The organism is Streptomyces sp. NRRL S-37, from assembly GCF_000721605.1.
Taxonomy (GTDB): Bacteria; Actinomycetota; Actinomycetes; order Streptomycetales; family Streptomycetaceae; genus Streptomyces.
Genome location: NZ_JOIZ01000021.1, coordinates 103,465 through 119,988, shown reverse-complemented (window position 1 = coordinate 119,988; position 16,524 = coordinate 103,465). Strand labels below are relative to the sequence as shown.

Annotated in this window: 21 protein-coding genes, 1 tRNA gene and 1 riboswitch; of the genes, 6 read left to right on the top strand and 16 right to left on the bottom strand. The window is 69.1% G+C overall.

Going from position 1 to position 16,524, the window contains the following annotated elements:
• Window positions 1-79: 79 nt before the first annotated feature.
• From IH50_RS0129150 to IH50_RS0129135, 4 genes are read right to left on the bottom strand one after another with little or no spacing between them, the layout of a single operon-like run.
• A complete protein-coding gene (locus tag IH50_RS0129150; RefSeq protein ID WP_051767488.1) occupies window positions 80-856 on the bottom strand; it encodes a DUF1707 SHOCT-like domain-containing protein in 777 nt (258 codons plus the stop codon).
• Between the two features lie 33 nt (window positions 857-889).
• Window positions 890-1,867: an ABC transporter ATP-binding protein gene (locus IH50_RS0129145; protein ID WP_030868701.1), complete on the bottom strand. Its 978-nt coding sequence runs from the start codon at window positions 1,865-1,867 to the stop codon at window positions 890-892.
• Between the two features lie 6 nt (window positions 1,868-1,873).
• Window positions 1,874-2,638, bottom strand: coding sequence for an ABC transporter permease (locus tag IH50_RS0129140; protein ID WP_420709139.1), 765 nt, complete (start codon window positions 2,636-2,638; stop codon window positions 1,874-1,876).
• A 49-nt stretch (window positions 2,639-2,687) separates the two neighbouring features.
• Window positions 2,688-3,488, bottom strand: coding sequence for an ABC transporter permease (locus tag IH50_RS0129135; protein ID WP_037873078.1), 801 nt, complete (start codon window positions 3,486-3,488; stop codon window positions 2,688-2,690).
• A gap of 223 nt (window positions 3,489-3,711) precedes the next feature.
• Between IH50_RS0129135 and IH50_RS0129130 the strand changes: the two genes are divergently transcribed.
• Window positions 3,712-6,048, top strand: a complete 2,337-nt coding sequence (locus tag IH50_RS0129130; RefSeq protein ID WP_030868694.1) for a transglycosylase domain-containing protein — start codon at window positions 3,712-3,714, stop codon at window positions 6,046-6,048.
• 20 nt (window positions 6,049-6,068) lie between these two features.
• On the opposite strand, the gene IH50_RS0129125 is transcribed toward IH50_RS0129130, so the two are convergent.
• The 3 genes from IH50_RS0129125 to IH50_RS0129115 form a co-directional block, all read right to left on the bottom strand.
• Window positions 6,069-6,389 carry a DMT family transporter gene (locus tag IH50_RS0129125; protein ID WP_030868691.1) on the bottom strand — a complete coding sequence of 107 codons (321 nt, stop codon included), beginning with the start codon at window positions 6,387-6,389 and terminating at the stop codon, window positions 6,069-6,071.
• 33 nt (window positions 6,390-6,422) lie between these two features.
• Window positions 6,423-6,484, bottom strand: a riboswitch (guanidine-III (ykkC-III) riboswitch).
• 66 nt (window positions 6,485-6,550) lie between these two features.
• Window positions 6,551-6,907: a GroES family chaperonin gene (locus IH50_RS0129120; RefSeq protein ID WP_030868687.1), complete on the bottom strand. Its 357-nt coding sequence runs from the start codon at window positions 6,905-6,907 to the stop codon at window positions 6,551-6,553.
• A 45-nt stretch (window positions 6,908-6,952) separates the two neighbouring features.
• Window positions 6,953-7,282 carry a DUF3618 domain-containing protein gene (locus IH50_RS0129115; RefSeq protein WP_030868686.1) on the bottom strand — a complete coding sequence of 110 codons (330 nt, stop codon included), beginning with the start codon at window positions 7,280-7,282 and terminating at the stop codon, window positions 6,953-6,955.
• Between the two features lie 147 nt (window positions 7,283-7,429).
• Here IH50_RS0129115 and bcp point away from each other — a divergent pair, with 147 nt between their 5' ends.
• Complete coding sequence (gene bcp, locus IH50_RS0129110) at window positions 7,430-7,897, top strand: thioredoxin-dependent thiol peroxidase (RefSeq protein ID WP_030868683.1); 468 nt, start codon at window positions 7,430-7,432, stop codon at window positions 7,895-7,897.
• Between the two features lie 39 nt (window positions 7,898-7,936).
• Window positions 7,937-8,020: transfer RNA gene (locus IH50_RS0129105), tRNA-Leu, on the top strand.
• Window positions 8,021-8,064: 44 nt separating this feature from the next.
• Here the strand turns inward: IH50_RS0129105 and rdgB are convergent.
• The 4 genes from rdgB to IH50_RS0129085 all read right to left on the bottom strand — a co-directional run bounded on the left by rdgB (window position 8,065) and on the right by IH50_RS0129085 (window position 10,291).
• Window positions 8,065-8,667 (bottom strand): RdgB/HAM1 family non-canonical purine NTP pyrophosphatase, encoded by a 603-nt coding sequence (gene rdgB, locus IH50_RS0129100; protein WP_030868681.1) that lies wholly within the window; start codon window positions 8,665-8,667, stop codon window positions 8,065-8,067.
• 33 nt (window positions 8,668-8,700) lie between these two features.
• Window positions 8,701-9,099, bottom strand: a complete 399-nt coding sequence (locus IH50_RS0129095) for a hypothetical protein (protein ID WP_030868679.1) — start codon at window positions 9,097-9,099, stop codon at window positions 8,701-8,703.
• A 144-nt stretch (window positions 9,100-9,243) separates the two neighbouring features.
• Entirely contained in the window at window positions 9,244-9,981 is a 738-nt protein-coding gene (rph, locus tag IH50_RS0129090) for a ribonuclease PH (RefSeq protein WP_030868677.1), read from the bottom strand.
• Window positions 9,982-10,057: 76 nt separating this feature from the next.
• Window positions 10,058-10,291 carry a glucose PTS transporter subunit EIIB gene (locus IH50_RS0129085; protein WP_030868674.1) on the bottom strand — a complete coding sequence of 78 codons (234 nt, stop codon included), beginning with the start codon at window positions 10,289-10,291 and terminating at the stop codon, window positions 10,058-10,060.
• A 184-nt stretch (window positions 10,292-10,475) separates the two neighbouring features.
• Between IH50_RS0129085 and IH50_RS0129080 the strand changes: the two genes are divergently transcribed.
• Together IH50_RS0129080 and IH50_RS0129075 are read left to right on the top strand one after the other, a co-directional pair.
• A complete protein-coding gene (locus IH50_RS0129080; RefSeq protein ID WP_030868672.1) occupies window positions 10,476-11,783 on the top strand; it encodes a PTS transporter subunit EIIC in 1,308 nt (435 codons plus the stop codon).
• 209 nt (window positions 11,784-11,992) lie between these two features.
• Window positions 11,993-13,243: a PTS transporter subunit EIIC gene (locus IH50_RS0129075; protein WP_030868668.1), complete on the top strand. Its 1,251-nt coding sequence runs from the start codon at window positions 11,993-11,995 to the stop codon at window positions 13,241-13,243.
• Between the two features lie 74 nt (window positions 13,244-13,317).
• On the opposite strand, the gene IH50_RS0129070 is transcribed toward IH50_RS0129075, so the two are convergent.
• Window positions 13,318-14,070, bottom strand: a complete 753-nt coding sequence (locus tag IH50_RS0129070; RefSeq protein WP_030868665.1) for an MBL fold metallo-hydrolase — start codon at window positions 14,068-14,070, stop codon at window positions 13,318-13,320.
• 202 nt (window positions 14,071-14,272) lie between these two features.
• On the opposite strand from IH50_RS0129070, the gene IH50_RS42155 reads away from it, so the two are divergent.
• Entirely contained in the window at window positions 14,273-14,410 is a 138-nt protein-coding gene (locus IH50_RS42155) for a hypothetical protein (protein WP_199822158.1), read from the top strand.
• Window positions 14,411-14,480: 70 nt separating this feature from the next.
• Here IH50_RS42155 and IH50_RS0129060 read toward each other — a convergent pair whose 3' ends face one another.
• From IH50_RS0129060 to IH50_RS0129045, 4 genes are all read right to left on the bottom strand, one after another.
• Window positions 14,481-15,431, bottom strand: coding sequence for a PLP-dependent cysteine synthase family protein (locus tag IH50_RS0129060; RefSeq protein WP_030868663.1), 951 nt, complete (start codon window positions 15,429-15,431; stop codon window positions 14,481-14,483).
• 6 nt (window positions 15,432-15,437) lie between these two features.
• Entirely contained in the window at window positions 15,438-15,716 is a 279-nt protein-coding gene (locus IH50_RS0129055) for a MoaD/ThiS family protein (RefSeq protein ID WP_030868659.1), read from the bottom strand.
• A gap of 103 nt (window positions 15,717-15,819) precedes the next feature.
• Complete coding sequence (locus tag IH50_RS43355) at window positions 15,820-15,915, bottom strand: putative leader peptide (RefSeq protein WP_324617155.1); 96 nt, start codon at window positions 15,913-15,915, stop codon at window positions 15,820-15,822.
• A 134-nt stretch (window positions 15,916-16,049) separates the two neighbouring features.
• Entirely contained in the window at window positions 16,050-16,472 is a 423-nt protein-coding gene (locus tag IH50_RS0129045; protein ID WP_030868656.1) for a Mov34/MPN/PAD-1 family protein, read from the bottom strand.
• Window positions 16,473-16,524: the final 52 nt, after the last annotated feature.

Genomic DNA, 16,524 nt, shown 5'->3' with positions numbered 1-16,524 from the left:
GCCGCCCCTTCCCGTCCCGAAACCGGGGCTCCGCCCCGGACCCCGCTCCTCAAACGCCGGAGGGGCTGAAAGGGCCGGCTCAGCGGTCGTCGCGGCCGTGGGGCTCGTGTTCCCCCCGGCGGGGGTGGAGGTCCAGGTGGTCCCGGTGGGAGTCCTCCAGTTCGCGGCGGCGCTCCTGCCTGCGTTCCAGTTTCTCCCTGCGGCGTTCCTCGCGCAGGCGCTGCTTCTCCGCGCGGGGGAGCTTGCGGTCCACGCCCACCCCGCCCCAGAAGGCGAAGCCCGTGACGATCACGCGCGGGGCGCCCGGTTCACCCGGTACGCCCTCCTCACGGTGGTCGAAGCCGCCCATGACGCCGATGCCGCGCACGACGACCTCGACACCGGGCGGGACGATCACCTCCACCCCGCCCATGATCGCGACCGCGTTGATGACGATCTCGCGGTCCGCGAAGTACGCGTCCCGCAGGTCGATCTCCCCGCCGCCCCAGAAGGCGAAGCAGTTGAAGCGGCGCGGCGCCGTCCAGCGGCCCTTGCGCTGGAAGCCCGACATCACGGCCACGGCCCACGACGACGTGCCCGCGTCGTCGCCGCCGACGATCCGGTCGCGCCAAGTGCCGCTTTCTTCCGGCTGCTTGGTGAGGGACACGACCGGTGCGGACGTCCCCTGGTCCGGCAGGTCGCGGGTGATCGGCGTCAGTTCCCCGTACGTGCGCGCCTTGTACGTCGCGTCCAGCCGTTCCTCGAACTCCTCCATGTCGAGGCGGCCCTCCGCGAGGGCGTCCCGCAGGATCTCGGCGACCCGCTCACGGTCGGCGTCGGAGGCGCGGAGGTCCGGGACGGCTGCGTCATCGGTCATACCAGCAGCCTACGAGGTGTCTCCGCCGCCCGGCTACGAGAGAGCCCGCCCGGCCCGCTCCTCGTACATTCTCGCGATCACCGCCTCGATGTCCGGTTCCCGTACCGACAGGTCCACCAGCGGATACCGCTCCGCCACCCGCGCCACCAGCTCGGCCGCCGACGCCGACGCCGGGAACGCCAGCCACTGCCGGGGCCCCTCCACCCGTACCACCCGCGCGGGCGGCGGCACCTCGATCGGCGGAAGCTCCCGCTCCAGGTCCACCACCAGGGTCCGCTCGCTCTCCCCCACCTCGTGCAACCCGGTGAGCGCACCGTCGTACACCAGCCGCCCGTGGTCGATGACCATCACCCGCGAGCACAACTGCTCGATGTCCTGCAGGTCATGGGTGGTCAGCAGCACCGTCGTGGCCCGCTCGGCGTTCAACCGCCGCAGGAAGTCCCGCACCCTGGTCTTGGAGACGACGTCCAGGCCGATCGTCGGCTCGTCGAGGTAGAGCACCTCCGGATCGTGCAGCAGCGCCGCCGCGATGTCCCCGCGCATCCGCTGCCCGAGCGAGAGCTGACGCACCGGCACCTCCAACAGCTCCCCCAGATCCAGGAGTTCGGTCAGCCGGCCGAGATTCTCCCGGTACCGGGCGTCCGGGATGCGGTACATGCGGTGCATCAGCTTGTACGAGTCGATCAGCGGAAGGTCCCACCACAGCGTCGTACGCTGCCCGAACACCACCCCGATACGGTGCGCCAGCCGGGTCCGCTCGCGGGACGGGTCGATCCCGGCGACCCGCAGCCGGCCCCCGCTCGGCGTGAGGATCCCCGTCAGCATCTTGATCGTCGTCGACTTCCCGGCACCGTTCGGACCGATGTAGCCGACCATCTCCCCCCGCGCCACCGTGAACGAGACCGAGTCGACCGCCCGCACCCGGTGCCGCTCCCGCCTCAGGAAACCGGTCTTCCTGCGGACGTCGAAGACCTTCTCCACACCGTCGAGTTCGATGAAATCCTCATCCATGTCCCGCTAACTCCCCGTGCTCCGGTACGACCTGAGACCCGTCCGCCACGCCAGACCCGCCAGCACACCACAGCCCACCGCCACCAGCGGCGACGCGAAGACCGCCCACCCCGGCAGACCGACCGGATACGGCCGGCCCAGCACATGGGCGACCGGCACCCAGTTGACGAAGGCCAGCGGCAGCACGAACGTCACCCCGCGCACCAGATCCTTCCCGAACACGCTCGGCGGATACTGCAGCAGCGTCGTCCCCCCGTACGTGAACGCGTTCTGCACCTCCGCCGCGTCCTGCGCGAAGATCTGGAACGCCGCGCCCGCCACGAACACCGCCGAGAAGATCGCCGCGCCGCTGACCACCATCACCGGCACCAGCAGCACCTTCACCGCACTCCAGTCGACGTCGACCGCGGCCAGCGCCCACCCCAGCACCACCGCGCCCTGCGTGACCCGGCCCAGCCGGCGCAGCGCGAAACGGTCCGCGCCGACCTGCGCCAGCACCGGCACCGGACGCACCAGCAGCACGTCGAACGAACCGTCCCGCATCCGCGCGCCCAGCACATTCATCGAGCCCAGCAGCAGGTCCGCGATCCCGAACGCCGTCACCGACAGCCCGTACAACAGGGCGATCTCCGGCAGCGACCAGCCGCCCAACGAGTCGACCTGCGAGAACATCAGCAGGATCGCCACGAAGTCCAGGCCCGTCATCAGCAGGTTCCCGAACACCGTGAAGACGAACGACGCACGGTAGGTCATCCCGGACCGCACCCACATCCCGGCGATCAGCCCGTACGCCCGCAGCCCCTCCACGACCGCGCCCCGCTCACCCACCCTGCACCACCACCCGCCGCGTCGCCACCGACTGCAGCAGCCGCCCCGCCGCCAGCAGCACCACCGCCCACACCGCCTGGAACGCGAACGCCCCCCACGGATCCCGCTCCCCCATCAGCACATCCGCCGGCACCTGGATCTGCGCCGCCCACGGCAACGCCCGCGCGACCTCGCCCAGCCCGCCCGGGAAGGCGTTCAGCGGCAGCACCATGCCCGAGAAGAACACCCCCGTGATCATCAGCACCTGGTTGACGCCCATGCCGTCCATCAGCCAGAACACGCTCAGCGCCGCCAGATAGCGGATCGCGAAACTCACCACCGCCGCCAGCAGCAGCGTCACCGCGAACGCCAGCCACGGCGCCACCTCCGCCGGCAGCGCCATCGTGAAGAACAGCGAACCGAACACGAACGGCACCACCCCCCGCCCCAGCAACTGGAACGCCGCCCGGCCCACGTCACCCGCCAGCCACCACACCTGCAGATCCACCGGCCGGTACAGATCGACGGCGACTTCACCCGTACGGATGCGCTCCATCAGATCCCTCTCGGCACCCCCGCCCTGGATCGCCAGCGTCGCGTACAGACACTGCCCCAGCCACACATACGTGACCGCCTGCGCCTGGTCGTACCCGCCGAGCCCCGGCCGCTCCTCCCACAGCGCCAGATACGTGTACACGAGGATCAGCCCGAACACCGTGTTCGTGAACACCCCGGCCGCCGTCGCCAGCCGGTACGACGCGTACCGCCGGAAACCCCCCACCGCGACCGCCAGATACAAGCGCGCCGAGCCCACGCCCCGCCCCCCTCCCGCATCCGGCACCAAAACGCAGGAGCCTAGTGCGCCCGCCACACCCCCGGCCACGCATTTTCGTTGGGGCCATGTGTGTGACAAGCCGCGTACGCGCGCCACGCGCGGCGTCGGCGGAGACGCGCCGCCGGATGGGACAGTCTTGAATAAGAGGCACACACCACGGCGTAGTGGAACAAGCCAGGCGAAACAGGAGTCCGTGCACGACATGAGCGACGAGCCTCAGCCGCAGCCACCCGGAAAGCAGCCCGGAGAGCAGTCCGGGAAGCAGTCCGGGAAGGGCTGGGCACCGAGAACACTCCAGACGGCCGCCGCCACCACAAGGCCCGAACGCACCGGATGGCGCCGGCTGCTCCCCACCTGGCGCATGCTCATCGGCGGCCTCCTCATCGCCGCCGCGGTCGTCATCGGCGGCTTCTTCCTCGGCTACCACCTCGTACAGATCCCCGCCGCCAACGCCCTCGCCACCCAGCAGGCCAACGTCTACCTCTACGCCGACGGCTCCGTCCTCGCCCGCGACGGCGAGGTCAACCGCGAGAACGTCACCCTCTCCCAGATCTCCGAAGACGCCCGGCACGCCGTCCTCGCCGCCGAGGACCGCGACTTCTACACCGAATCCGCCATCGACCCCCAGGCCATGGTCCGCGGCGCCTGGAACACCCTCACCGGCAAAGGCAGACAATCCGGCTCCACCATCACCCAGCAGTACGTGAAGAACTACTACCTCCGCCAGGAACAGACCGTCACCCGCAAGGTGAAAGAGTTCTTCATCGCCATCAAACTCGACCGGAACCAGAGCAAGGACCAGATCCTCGAGGGCTACCTCAACACCAGCTTCTTCGGCCGCGGCGCCTACGGCATCCAGTCCGCCGCCCACGCCTACTACGGCATCGACGCCTCCGAACTCGACGCCGCACGCGCCGCCTACCTCGCCGCCCTCGTCAACGCCCCCAGCCAGTACGACGTCATCACCCACCCCGAGAACCGCGACACCGTCGAAGACCGCTGGAACTACGTCCTCGACGGCATGGTCGACGAAGGCTGGCTCACCCCCACCGAACGCGCCCGCCTGACCTTCCCCACCCCCCAGAGGACCACCGTCTCCACCAGCCTGTCCGGACAACGCGGCTACATCGTCAACATCGTCAGAAACCAGCTCGTCCAGAACGGCATCATCGACGAGAACACCCTCGACGCCGGCGGCTACCGCATCACCACCACCCTCCAGAAGGACAAACAGGACGCCTTCGTCGACGCCGTCAACGACAAACTCATGGACCGCCTCGACAAGAAGAACCGCAAAGTCGACACCTACGTCCGCGCCGGCGGCGCCTCCATCGACGTCAAAACCGGCAAGATCGTCGCCCTGTACAACGGCATCGACTACGTCAAGCAGTACACCCCCAACGCCACCCGCCGGGACTTCCAGACCGGCTCCAGCTTCAAACCCTTCGTCTTCACCGCCGCCGTCGAAAACGGCTCCCGCACCCGCGACGGCCACCCCATCACCCCCAACACCCGCTACGACGGCACCAGCGAACGCCCCGTCCAAGGCTGGCCCGGCGACCGCTACGCCCCCGAGAACGAGGACCACCGCGACTACGGCGACATCACCGTCCGCGAAGCCACCGACAAATCCGTCAACGCCGTCTACGCCCAGATGGCCGTCGACGTCGGCCCCGACAAAGTCCGGCAGACCGCCATCGACCTCGGCCTGTCCGAGGACACCCCCAGCCTCTCCGACGCCGGACCCTCCATCGCCCTCGGCGTCGCCACCGCCAGCGTCCTCGACATGGCCAAGGCCTACGCCACCCTCGCCAACCACGGCAAACACGGCGACTACACGATGATCGAGAAGGTCACCCAGAACGGACGCACCATCGACCTGCCCGACCGCCACACCCGCCAGGCCGTCACCCGCCAGGCCGCCGACACCACCACCTCCGTCCTGCGCGGCGTCGTCGAGAGCGGCACCGCCACCGCCGCCCAGACCGCGGGCCGCCCCGCCGCCGGCAAGACCGGCACCGCCGAGGAGGACACCGCCGCCTGGTTCGCCGGCTACACCCCCGACCTCGCCACCGTCGTCGCCGTCATGGGCCAGGACCCCGTCACCGCCGGCCACAAACCCCTCTACGGCGCCATGGGCCTGCCCCGCATCAACGGCGGCGGCGCCCCCGCCGAGATCTGGGGCCAGTACACCCACGAAGCCCTCAAGGGCGTACCCGTCACCCCCTTCACCCTCCGCCTCCAGCCCGGCGCCTGGAAGACCCAGCCACCCCCCGGCGACTCCAGCACCGGACCGTCCTCCCCCAGCACCCCGAACAGCGACGGCGAGGCACCGGCCGTACAACCCACCGGCCAGGACACAGCGGAACAACCCCAGGAACAGACCGACGGCACCACCACCGGCGGCGACACCGGAACCGACGACGGAACGACCACCGACGACACCGGCGACACCGACGAAGGCGACACCAACGGCGACGACAGCCCCGTCCCGGACGGCCTGCCCGGCTCACTCATCCAGAACAGCCGCTGGCCCTGACCGGCCGGCCCGCCCGCCCCTCAGTGCCCGGACGTCGCCTTCAACCCCACCACGGCCACCAGCAACAGACAGATGAAGAAGATCCGCGCCGCCGTCACCGGCTCACCCAGCACCAGCATGCCCAGCACCGCCGCCCCGGCCGCACCGATCCCCACCCACACGCCGTACGCCGTACCGATCGGCACCGTACGCGCCGCATACGACAACAGCAGCATGCTCGCCACGATCCCCGCACCCGTCAGCACACTGGGCACCAACCGGGTGAAACCGTCGGTGTACTTCATCCCCACCGACCAGCCGACCTCCAGCAGACCGGCCACGATCAACAGAACCCACGCCATGACAGACACCTCCGGGACACGAACGGAAACGGGGGTGCGTCGTCTTTGCCTTCACCCCGGTACGGCGCGTCTCGTCGGGGCCCTCACGGGTCCCCCCACCCTAGCCCGAAAACAAGAAAAGGGCTGGTGACCCCAGTCACCAACCCCTCTCCACCACCGATCTACAGGTACAACCCCGTCGAATCCTCGGAACCCTCGAAACGGTCCGCGGCCACGGCATGCAGATCACGCTCCCGCATCAGCACGTACGCCGTCCCCCGCACCTCGACCTCCGCCCGGTCCTCCGGGTCGTACAACACCCGGTCACCCGGCTCCACGGTCCGTACGTTCTGCCCCACCGCGACCACCTCGGCCCAGGCCAGCCGACGACCCACCGCCGCCGTCGCGGGAATCAGAATGCCGCCCCCCGAACGCCGCTCACCCTCACTCGTGTCCTGCCGCACGAGCACACGATCGTGCAACATCCGGATGGGCAGCTTGTCGTCCTGGGAACCGTTCTCGTGTCTCTTGGCACTCACGTCCTGAAACCTACCTGCATCCGCCCCGAACGCACGCGCTCGGGGTCATCGCCTGCGCCGACGGGACCCCAGAGCCACCAGCCCCACGACCCCCACCACCAGCACCGCCACCGGAACCACCCGCTCCAGCCGCGGCGCACCCTTCTCGTCCACGAACTGCGCCTTCACGTCACTCACCACACTGTTGACCCGGACATACGCCCGCCCCAGCGTGTGATCCACGTTCGAGACGACCCGGGCCTTGGCATCCCCCACGATCGTCTTCGGATGCACCCGCACACCGATCTCGTCCAAGGTCTCGGCCAGCACCGCACGACGGCGCTCGATGTCCGCCTCGATCTGCGCCGGGGTCCTGGTGTCCGCCGTGTCCGCCACCGTGCCGCCTCCGAAATCCACTGATACCTGTGTACCTGTGCCGGACAGTCTGTCAGCTCCACACCGCCCCGCACGGTCAGGACCCCCGGTTACCCTCGATCACGGCACCCGATCCACGCAGCGCGCACGCACGAGGAGACCCGACCGATGAGCGACCGCCTCCAGCCCGGGGACGAGGCCCCCGCCTTCACCCTGCCCGACGCCGACGGCAAGGAGGTGTCCCTGGCCGACCACAAGGGCCGCAAGGTCATCGTCTACTTCTACCCCGCCGCCCTCACCCCCGGCTGCACCAAACAGGCCTGCGACTTCACCGACAACCTGGAGCTGCTGGCCGGCGCCGGCTACGACGTCATCGGCATCTCCCCCGACAAGCCGGAGAAGCTCGCCAAGTTCCGCGAGGCGGAGTCGTTGAAGGTCACCCTCCTCGCCGACCCGGACAAGACGGTCCTCGACGCCTACGGCGCCTACGGCGAGAAGAAGAACTACGGCAGGACCTACATGGGCGTCATCCGCTCCACGATCGTCGTCGACGAACAGGGCAAGGTCGAACGCGCCCTCTACAACGTCCGCGCGACGGGCCACGTGGCCAAGATCATCAAAGATCTGGGCATCTGACCCCACTGCCCGGCCGCTAGCATGGCCGGGCAGCATCACGCGGCCGTGGTGGAACTGGCAGTCACGCTGGGTTTAGATCCCAGTGGGGTAACTCCCGTGAGGGTTCGAATCCCTCCGGCCGCACCGCCCCCCGCCTTTGAAGTGAAGGTGGGGGGCGTTTTCGTGGGTCAGCCCAGCAGCTCCCGGACCACTGGTACCAGTGCTCGGAACGCCTTGCCTCGGTGGCTGATCGCGTTTTTCTCGGCGGGGGACAGTTCCGCGCAGGTGCGGGTTTCGTCCTCCGGCTGGAGGATCGGGTCGTAGCCGAAGCCGTTCGTGCCGGCGGGGGTGTGGCGGAGGGTGCCCATCAGGCGGCCCTCGACCACTCGTTCCGTGCCGTCGGGGAGGGCCAGGGCCGCCGCGCAGGCGAAGAAGGCGCCCCGGTGTTCGTCGGCGATGTCGGAGAGCTGGGCGAGGAGCAGGTCCAGGTTGGCCTTGTCGTCGCCGTGGGTGCCGGACCAGCGGGCGGAGAAGATGCCGGGGGCGCCGCCCAGGACGTCGACGCAGAGGCCGGAGTCGTCGGCGACGGCGGGGAGGCCGGTGGCCCGGGCGAGGGCGTGGGCCTTGAGGAGGGCGTTCTCGGCGAAGGTGACGCCGGTTTCCTTGACGTCGGGGATGTCGGGGTAGGTGTCGGCGCCGACGAGGTCGTGGGGCAGGCCCGCTTCGGTGAGGATCGACCGGAGTTCGGTGATCTTTCCGGTGTTGCGGGTGGCGAGGATCAGGCGGGTCATGGGCCCAGTATCCCTGGGCCCATGCGCGGGTTCCTACGGTGTGCAGACCTTGGTGAGTTCGCCGGCGGCGTCGGTGACGGGGCTGATGTCGGGGGTCTCGTCGCCGTTCTCGATGGAGGTGCGGACGTTCTGCACGGCCTTTTCGAGGTCGTCGACGGCCTTGCTGACGTCGGCGTTGTCGGTCTTGTCGCCGATGTCGGTGAGGTTCTTGTCTATGGATTCGAGGGATTCCTCGAGCTGGGTGACGTCGTTGCCGGCGTTCTCGACGGCCTGCTGCATGTCGGTGACGCTGTCGGCGATGGCGTCGGCGGTCTGGACGCAGTCCAGTGCCTTGTCGACGGCGTCGCAGCCGGTGGTGAGTCCGGCGGTCAGCGCGACGGCCGCCAGGGTGGCGGCGACGGCTGCGGTGCGGCGTCGGCGGCTTGCGGCCATGGATCGGTCCCTCCCCTTGTCGGGCCGGTGGGCGGCCCTGGTCGTTGGCCGGGCGCCCGGGGTCGGTCCGTGCGCCCGTACTCCTTCAGACGCGGCGGCGGCCGGCGCGGTTGCCCGCACCGGCCGGCTGCCTTGGTGTTTCTTTTACCTTTCGAGGACCGTTTCAAGCGCGGCGCGCTGGGCGGCGGCGAGTTCGGTGCAGCCGGTGACGGCGAGGTCGAGGAGGGCGTTGAGTTCGTCGCGGGCGAAGGGTTCGGCTTCGGCGGTGCCCTGGACTTCGACGAAGCGGCCGTCGCCGGTGCAGACGACGTTCATGTCGGTGTCGGCTTTGACGTCTTCCTCGTAGCGGAGGTCGAGGAGGGGGACGCCGGCGACGATGCCGACGGATACGGCGCTGACGGTGCCGGTGAGGGGCTGGCGGTTCGCCTTGATGAGTTTCTTGCCCTGGGCCCAGGCGACGGCGTCGGCGAGGGCGACGTAGGAGCCGGTGATGGCGGCGGTGCGGGTGCCGCCGTCGGCCTGGAGGACGTCGCAGTCGAGGACGATGGTGTTCTCGCCGAGGGCTTTGTAGTCGATGACGGCGCGCAGGGAGCGGCCGATGAGGCGGCTGATCTCGTGGGTGCGGCCGCCGATGCGGCCGCGGACGGATTCGCGGTCGCCGCGGGTGTTGGTGGCGCGGGGCAGCATGGCGTATTCGGCGGTGACCCAGCCCTCGCCGCTGCCTTTGCGCCAGCGGGGGACGCCTTCGGTGACGGAGGCGGTGCAGAGGACTTTGGTGTCGCCGAAGGAGACGAGGACGGAGCCTTCGGCGTGCTTGCTCCAGCCGCGTTCGATGGTGACCGGGCGGAGTTGTTCGGGGGTGCGGCCGTCGATTCGAGACATGGCGTCGAGCCTAGCCGTACAAGGGATGGGGCCCCTTCCACAGGTGTGGGAGGGGCCCCGAAGGTGTGGCCGTGGGTCACATCATGTCTTCGATTTCCGCGGCGATGGGGTCGGCGTCGGTGCCGATGACGACCTGGATGGCGCTGCCCATCTTGACGACGCCGTGGGCGCCGGCGGCCTTGAGGGCGGCTTCGTCGACCTTGGCGGGGTCCACGACTTCGGTGCGGAGGCGGGTGATGCAGCCTTCGACTTCTTCGATGTTGTCGATGCCGCCGAGCCCGGCAACGATCTTCTCAGCCTTGGTGGCCATGTTCGTTCTCCCTGATCCGAACCGCTTTGTCGCAGTAACCCACAGTTGGCCCATCTTTGCGAGCGGTCCTGTCGTGGGGGCCGGATGATGGCGTCACGACTGCGGAACCGTCCCTCGGACTGGTCTACACCACCGGGTGGACTGCCGCCAAACCCGTCGTCACCGCTTTCGTCGAGGGGACCGGATGAGTGCCGAGAGTGCGGCCGGCGCCGGGAGTGCGGTCTCTCCCGCGCGGGAGCGCTGGAACCGGTTGTTCCAGGGTCTGCAGAAGATGGGGCGGAGTCTGCAGTTGCCGATCGCGGTGCTGCCGGCGGCGGGCATTCTGAACCGGCTGGGGCAGCCGGATGTGTTCGGGGACGAGGGTCTGGGGTGGACGAACGTCTCGAAGGTGATGGTGGGCGCGGGGGGTGCGCTGCTGGACGGTTCGCTGGGGTTGCCGCTGTTGTTCTGTGTGGGTGTGGCCATCGGGATGGCGAAGAAGGCGGACGGGTCGACGGCGCTGGCGGCGGTGGCGGGGTTCCTCGTCTATTACAACGTGCTGCGGCAGTTTCCGGAGGACTGTCCGGAGGGGTCGAAGGCGGTGCCGATGGTGGGCTGCCGGGTGGCCGACGGGACGGTGTCGGCATTCACGTACCAGAATCCGGGGGTGTTCGGCGGGATCGTCATCGGGTTGCTGGCGGCGTATTTCTGGCAGCGGTTCCACCGGACGCGGCTGGTGGACTGGCTGGGGTTCTTCAACGGGCGGCGGCTGGTGCCGATCGTGATGGCGTTCGTGGCGATCGTGTTCGCGGCGCTGTGTCTGTGGGTGTGGCCGCCGGTCGGTGGTGCGCTGGAGAGTTTCAGTGACTGGCTGAGCGGTCTGGGGGCGTGGGGCGCGGGTGTGTTCGGTGTGGCCAACCGGGCGTTGCTGGTGATCGGGCTGCACCAGTTCCTGAACGTGCCGATGTGGTTCCAGTTCGGCAGTTACACCAGGCCGGACGGCACGGTGGTGCATGGCGACATCAACATGTTCCTGGCGGGCGATCCGACGGCGGGCCAGTTCACCACGGGTTTCTTCCCGATCATGATGTTCGCGCTGCCGGCCGCCGCGTTGGCGATCACGCACTGTGCGAGGCCGCACCGGCGCAGGGAGGTGGGTGGTCTGATGCTGTCGGTGGGGCTGACGTCGTTCGTGACCGGCATCACCGAGCCGCTGGAGTACTCCTTCCTCTTCATCGCGCCGGTGCTGTACGCGCTCCATGCGGTGTTGACGGGGGTGTCGATGGCGGTGACGTGGGGGCTGGGGGTGAAGGACGGGTTCAGTTTCTCGGCGGGGCTGATCGACTACGTCATCAACTGGAATCTGGCGACCAGGCCGTGGCTGATCATTCCGATCGGGTTGTGTTTCGCGGCGGTGTACTACGTGGTCTTCCGCTTCGCGATCGCGCGGTTCGATCTGAGGACTCCGGGGCGGGAGCCGGAGGAGGAGGTGGAGGACGCGTCGAAGGCGTGATCTCGTAGGCTGGAGGTGGCTGTTCGAGCCCTCGGACGTTGTGGTCCGGGGGCTTTTCGGTGTGCCCGCGGGGGTTCCGTTCGAGGGTCCTGGGCGGGCACCGTGTGTAGCCCGGCGGTAGCAGGAATCGTGGGTTCCTTATGCGGCCTTCATCGTGCTACAACAGGTCTACACCACTAGTGGTGTAGACCACCACCGATGGAGGAAGTATGAGCACCGCCACCGCCTCGGCGGCCCCCGCAAAGAAGCGGGGATCCGGCCTGTTCCAGGGCCTGCAGAAGGTCGGCCGCAGCCTTCAGCTCCCGATCGCCGTGCTGCCGGCGGCGGGCATCATGGTCCGGCTCGGACAGGACGACATCTTCGGCAAGGACGGTCTGGGCTGGGACCGGGTCGCCGCCGTCTTCAACAACGCGGGCGGTGCCCTGACCGGCTCGCTGCCGATCCTGTTCTGCATAGGCGTGGCCATCGGCTTCGCCAAGAAGGCGGACGGCTCCACGGCGCTGGCCGCGGTGGTCGGCTTCCTCGTCTACAGCAAGGTGCTCGAGGCGTTCCCGGTCACCGAGGCGGTGGTCAAGAAGGGCGAGGACGTCGCCGCGACGTACAACAACCCGGGTGTGCTCGGCGGCATCATCATGGGTCTGCTCGCCGCCATACTGTGGCAGCGGTTCCACCGCACCAAGCTGGTGGACTGGCTCGGCTTCTTCAACGGCCGCCGTCTGGTGCCGATCATCATGGCGTTCGTCGGCATCGTCGTGGGCGTGTTCTTCGGTCTGGTCTGGGAGCCCATCGGCACCGGCATCTCGAACTTCGGCGAGTGGATGACCGGCCTCGGCGCCGGTGGTGCGGCCCTGTTCGGCGGTGTGAACCGCGCGCTGATCCCGGTCGGCATGCACCAGTTCGTCAACACGGTGGCCTGGTTCCAGCTCGGTGACTTCACGAACTCCGCCGGCGAGATCGTGCACGGTGACATCACCCGCTTCCTGGCCGGGGACCCGGACGCCGGTCTGTTCCAGTCGGGCTTCTTCCCGATCATGATGTTCGGTCTGCCGGCCGCCGCGCTCGCCATCGCGCACACCGCGCGCCCCGAGCGCCGCAAGGTCGTCCTCGGCATGATGATCTCCCTCGCGCTGACCTCGTTCGTCACCGGTGTGACCGAGCCGATCGAGTTCTCGTTCATGTTCATCGCCCCGCTCCTGTACGTGCTGCACGCGGTGCTCACGGCCGTCTCGATGGCGGTGACGTGGGCCCTGGGCGTGCACGCCGGCTTCAACTTCTCGGCCGGCTTCATCGACTACGCGCTCAACTGGCACCTGGCGACCAAGCCCTGGCTGATCATTCCGATCGGCCTGGTGTTCGCGGCGATCTACTACGTGACCTTCCGCTTCGCGATCGTCAAGTTCAACCTTCCGACCCCGGGCCGTGAGCCCGAGGAGGAGGTCGAGGACCTCACCAAGGCGTGAGCGGCCCCCGTACGAAGGGGAGGGCCCCGGAACCGAGTCGGTTCCGGGGCCCTCCCCCTTTGTGCCGGGCGTACTCAGATCTCGTACGTCGCCCCGGGCGCGGCCAGCCCCACCGGGCCGGTGTAGACCTCGCGGGCGTCGGTGAGGTTGACCTGCGGGTCGGTCCACGGGGGGATGTGGGTGAGGATCAGGCGGCGGGCGCCCGCGCGGGCCGCCGTCTCACCCGCCTCGCGGCCGTTGAGGTGCAGGTCGGGGATGTCCTCCTTGCCGTGCGTGAAGGCGGCCTCGCACAGGAAGAGGTCGGCGTCGCGGGCGAGGTCGTCGAGTGCGGGGCTGACGCCCGTGTCACCGGAGTACGTCAGCGTCCTGCCGCCGTGCTCGATGCGGATGCCGTACGCCTCGACCGGGTGCGCGACGCGCTCGGTGTGGACGAGGAACGGGCCGATCTCGAAGGTGGACGGCTTGACGGTGTGGAAGTCGAAGACCTCGCTCATGGAGGAGGCCGAGGGGGTGTCGGCGTAGGCGGTGGTGAGCCGGTGCTCGGTGCCCTCGGGTCCGTAGACCGGCAGGGGGGCGCAGCGGCCGCCGTCGTGCCGGTAGTAGCGCGCCACGAAGTAGGCGCACATGTCGATGCAGTGGTCGGCGTGCAGGTGGCTGAGGAAGATCGCGTCGAGGTCGTAGAGACCGCAGTGGCGCTGCAGCTCGCCCAGGGCGCCGTTGCCCATGTCGAGGAGCAGCCGGAAGCCGTCGGCCTCGACGAGGTAGCTCGAGCAGGCCGATTCCGCGGACGGGAACGACCCCGAGCAGCCGACGACGGTGAGCTTCATGAAGCAGAAACCTCCGCTGGCGGGTGTGGAGAGACGGGGGTCGTGCGGTTTGTCGAGCGTAAGGCGCAAAACCTGTGGTCGCTCCTCCGCCAGGGGCTGTTGTGGGCGAACTCACCTGTGGTGTCACCGGTTCGGCTGGAAGCGGCGCACGGCGGGACCGGGAGGGGCGCGGGGCAGGGGTGCGCGCCGGTACGGTCGGGGCATGGACACGGCCTGGTGGCTCGCGCTCGTCGCGGTGGTACTGCTCGCGCTCGTCTCCGCGCTCGTCGACGGGTGGGGGCGGGGGCACCGGTCCCGGAGGGGGCGGGGGTCCGGGAGGGGTGACGGCGGGCGGGAGTGATCTTCCGCGGGGCATGCGAAAGGGGCCGGAGTCGGGCTCCGGCCCCTTGTCGTGGCTGTGGGCTGTGGGGTTATGCCCAGAGCTGGCCTTGGAGGGTGGCGATGGCCTCTTCGGTGGTGGCGGCGGTGTAGACGCCGGTGGAGAGGTATTTCCAGCCGCCGTCGGCGACGACGAAGACGACGTCGGCGCTTTCGCCGGCCTTGAGGGCCTTGTTGGCGACGCCGATCGCCGCGTGCAGGGCGGCGCCGGTGGAGACGCCGGCGAAGATGCCCTCCTGCTGGAGGAGTTCGCGGGTGCGGGTGACGGCGTCGGCGGAGCCGACGGAGAAGCGGGTGGTGAGGACGGAGGCGTCGTACAGCTCGGGGACGAAGCCCTCGTCGAGGTTGCGCAGGCCGTAGACGAGGTCGTCGTAGCGCGGTTCGGCGGCGACGATCTTGACGTCGGGCTTGTGCTCGCGCAGGTAGCGGCCGACGCCCATGAGGGTGCCGGTGGTGCCGAGTCCTGCGACGAAGTGGGTGAGGGAAGGGAGGTCGGCGAGGATCTCCGGGCCGGTGGTGGCGTAGTGGGCGCCGGCGTTGTCCGGGTTGCCGTACTGGTAGAGCATCACCCAGTCGGGGTGCTCGGCGGAGAGTTCCTTGGCGACGCGTACGGCGGTGTTGGAGCCGCCGGCGGCCGGGGAGGAGATGATCTCGGCGCCCCACATGCCGAGCAGGTCGCGCCGTTCCTGGGAGGTGTTCTCGGGCATCACGCAGACCATGCGGTAGCCCTTGAGTTTGGCGGCCATGGCGAGGGAGATGCCGGTGTTGCCGCTGGTGGGTTCGAGGATCGTGCAGCCCGGCGTGAGGCGGCCGTCCTTCTCCGCCTGCTCGATCATGAACAGGGCCGGGCGGTCCTTGATCGAGCCGGTGGGGTTGCGGTCCTCCAGCTTGGCCCAGATCCGGACGTCGGCGGACGGCGAGAGCCGCGGCAGGCGCACCAGGGGGGTGTTGCCCACCGCGGCCAGCGGGGAGTCGTAACGCATCGCCGGTCAGGCCATACCGCCGGCGACGGCCGGCAGGATCGTGACGTTGTCGCCGTCGGACAGCTTGGTGTTGATGCCGTCGAGGAAGCGGACGTCCTCGTCGTTGAGGTAGACGTTGACGAAGCGGCGGAGCTGTTCGCCGTCCACGATGCGGGCGTGGATGCCGGTGTGCCGGGTCTCGAGGTCGTTGAAGAGCTCGGCGAGGGTGTCCCCCGTGCCCTCCACCGCCTTCTGACCGTCGGTGTACTGGCGGAGGATGGTGGGGATGCGGACCTCGATGGCCATGGCTGAGGGCTCCTGTCGGAAGGGTCTGTCGTGGGTTCGTCGGGGCGCGTGGTGGCGCGCGGCAGTTCGCCGCGGCTCACGGGTCCACGGCGTCAGCGGAAGATCAACAGATGGCGCTGTTCAGCCTGCACAGGTCGACGTGCAGCCGCGCCACGAGCAGGGTGCCCGGCGCTTTTTCGCTCACGTCGTGGAGAACCATGGGGTCATCGTATCGATTCCCGGACCGGTCTCCCGAGTGTGATCTCACGCTTCGGACACCTTTCTTCCGGGATGTGGGATCGGGGCCGTGTTCGCCGGTTCGGGGGCCGTGTCGGCCGGTGCGTCGGGGCCGGTTCAGTAGGCCTCCACGACCTTGACCTCCTCCTCCGTGACCTCGCCTTCCAGGATGCGGAAGGAGCGGAACTGGAACTCTCCGGCGCCGTCGGTGTCGGCGGTGGAGACCAGGACGTAGTGGGCGCCGGGTTCGTTGGCGTAGGAGATGTCGGTGCGGGAGGGGTAGGCCTCGGTGGCGGTGTGGGAGTGGTAGATGACCACCGGTTCCTCGTCCCGGTCGTCCATCTCGCGGTAGAGCTTGAGCAGGTCCTGGGAGTCGAACTCGTAGAAGGTGGGTGAGCGGGCCGCGTTCAGCATGGGGACGAAGCGCTCGGGGCGGCCGGCGCCCACCGGGCCCGCCAGCACGCCGCACGCCTCGTCGGGGTGGTCCTCGCGGGCGTGGGCGACGATCCGGTCGTAGAGGTCCTGGGTGATGGTCAGCATGGGGCTCAGGATAAGCAGACGGGCCGTTCCGTACCGAGGGGTGGTACGGAAC